Source organism: Mesorhizobium sp. M5C.F.Ca.IN.020.29.1.1 (genome assembly GCF_003997375.1).
GTDB classification, from domain to species: domain Bacteria; phylum Pseudomonadota; class Alphaproteobacteria; order Rhizobiales; family Rhizobiaceae; genus Mesorhizobium; species Mesorhizobium wenxiniae.
In genome coordinates this window covers 1-2,408 of the sequence record NZ_RZSW01000731.1, presented here as the reverse complement: position 1 = coordinate 2,408, position 2,408 = coordinate 1, and the positions used below count along the sequence as shown (strand labels likewise).

General features: G+C 58.6%; 2 protein-coding genes and 1 pseudogene. All 3 read left to right on the top strand.

Going from position 1 to position 2,408, the window contains the following annotated elements:
• The first annotated feature begins 541 nt into the window (after positions 1 to 541).
• Positions 542 to 1,399, top strand: coding sequence for a sugar ABC transporter permease (locus EOA85_RS32820; RefSeq protein ID WP_127212481.1), 858 nt, complete (start codon positions 542 to 544; stop codon positions 1,397 to 1,399).
• Positions 1,389 to 2,279 carry a carbohydrate ABC transporter permease gene (locus tag EOA85_RS32815; protein ID WP_127212480.1) on the top strand — a complete coding sequence of 297 codons (891 nt, stop codon included), beginning with the start codon at positions 1,389 to 1,391 and terminating at the stop codon, positions 2,277 to 2,279. The genes EOA85_RS32820 and EOA85_RS32815 overlap by 11 nt, the downstream gene beginning before the upstream one ends.
• Before the next feature lie 6 nt (positions 2,280 to 2,285).
• Positions 2,286 to 2,408 (top strand): annotated as a pseudogene (locus tag EOA85_RS39560) (ABC transporter); the annotation flags it as partial.

Below are 2,408 nucleotides of genomic sequence, written 5' to 3'. Positions count from 1 at the left end.
CGCAATGATGCCGACGCTGTTGTTCGTTGGGCAAGACAAGAAGCTTCATCGGCCTGCATGCCTGAACAGACACCATCGCGGTTGCCACTCTGCGGAAAGTCTGATTAGATCGATCTAACGAGGCCGACGCAAACGACCGCGTTGGCAAGAAAGTGAAAGGGGTAGCCGTGCCGGCCCGATCAGCGCGTCCCCCTTTGCTGGATTTTGAAACGAAGCGGGAGAACGGACACTTGGGTTTATCGGCTTGTCGTCGTCACACCTCCCTGACAGCACGACGGCATCCCGGTGCGCGTGCTTCATGGCACGCGCACCGGGAATTCGGATGCAAGCGAGCGACGCTGCCAACGCTTTGGGTCGCACGAGATGCGGTCCCCGGGTCAGGTACATCCGGCCACGAACACAGTGTGGGGTGTTGGGCCCGGTTGGACGTTCGGAGGTGCCGGAGGTGGCGGTGACGAGTTTGCTTGCTCGGCCTGAAAGGGAGAGCAGAAGGCAGAACAGGACGTCCAAGGCGGGCTTGAGACATCGCGTCGGCCAAACGATGTCGCTGCTGGTACTGTCGCCGACACTGCTTGTTCTCAGTGTCTTCGTTTACGGTTTCGCACTGTGGTCGCTCCTCATTTCGTTGACGGCGTCGAAAATTACACCTCGGTACGACTTTGTCGGATTGGAGCAATACATCGCGCTATGGTCGATGGAACGCTGGCACGTTGCCGTCGGAAACCTGGTGATCTTCGCCGGACTTTTCGTGTCTCTCTCGGTGGGACTTGGCCTGCTGTTGGCGATCTTTCTGGACCAGAAGATCAGGGCCGAGAACGCCATACGATCGATCTACCTCTATCCGATGGCGATCTCCTTCATCGTCACCGGCACCGCCTGGAAGTGGATTCTGAATCCAGAACTTGGAATTGAAAAGCTCGTTCGAGACTGGGGTTGGCAGAGCTTTTCGTTCGATTGGATCGTCAATCCGAACATGTCGATCTACACTCTTGTCATCGCCGCAGTCTGGCAGAGTTCCGGGTTCGCAATGGCGATCTTCCTGGCCGGCCTGCGCGGTGTCGATACCGAAATCCTGAAGGCCGCCCGGATCGACGGTGCGGGTTCATGGCTGACATATCGAGCAATCATCATCCCGATCCTTCGCCCGGTTTTCCTTACCGTTCTGGTTGTCCTGACCTATCAGTCTGTGCGGTCATTCGATCTTGTCATATCCTTAACTGGCGGAGGTCCTGGCTTTTCGTCGGACCTTCCGGCGACCTTCATGTATCAGTTCGCCTTCGGCCGAAACCGGATGGCGCTCTCTGCTGCCAGCGCGATGATGATCTTCATGACGGTCGCCGCCGTCATGGTTCCTTACATCTATTCCGAGTTGCGTAGGGAGGCTCGCAATGAGCGCTGACGCACTGGCCTCTCGCGCCCCGTCGAACTGGTCGGCCAGGCTGGGCCGCGCTTTCATCTACGGCATCCTGATCCTTTTCGTAGCCTACTATCTGATGCCGCTTTTCGTAATGATTGTCACGTCGCTGAAAAGCATGCAGGAAATCCGCGGCGGCAACCTGATCGCGTTGCCGCGCGCGCTTTCGTTCGACGCTTGGCGCGTTGCCTGGATGGAGGCGTGCGTAGGCGTCGAATGCCCCGGCATCCGCGGCTTCTACCTCAATACCTTCCTGATGGTCGTTCCGGCTGTCGCGGTTTCGACCCTGATTGGGGCGCTGAACGGTTTTGCGCTGACCAAGTTCGTTTTCCCCGGCCACAGGGTGATTTTCGGCTTGATCATGTTCGGCTGCTTCACACCCTACCAGGCCGTACTCATCCCAATGGCAACCGTGCTGGGCTGGCTCGGCCTAGCCGGGTCGCTGTGGGGCTTGATCCTGATCCACATTATCTACGGCTTGCCGTTCACGACCCTCTTCTTCCGCAACTACTACGTCTCCGTGCCCCAGGACCTGGTGAAGGCGGCGCGCGTCGATGGTGCCGGCTTCTTCCGGATCTTCTGGCACATCCTGCTGCCGATCTCGGCGCCCATCATCATCGTTTCCGTCATCTGGCAGTTCACCAACATCTGGAACGATTTCCTCTTCGGAGCTTCGTTCACCTACGGCCAGAACGCCCCGATCATGGTCGCTCTGAACAACATTGTGAACACGTCGACCGGCGAGCGTCCCTACAACGTGCAAATGGCGGCCGCCATCATGGCCGCGCTTCCCACCCTAGTCATCTACATACTCGCGGGCCGCTACTTCGTGCGCGGTCTCGTCGCCGGTTCAGTGAAGGGTTAGCCGTCTATGACATCCCTGGAGGTCAGGAAGATTTCCAAGCGCTTCGGCCAGTACCAGGCGCTCGATAACGTGAATATCGACGCCCAGTCGGGTGAGTTCCTCGTTCTGCTCGGCCCGTCGGGATGCGGC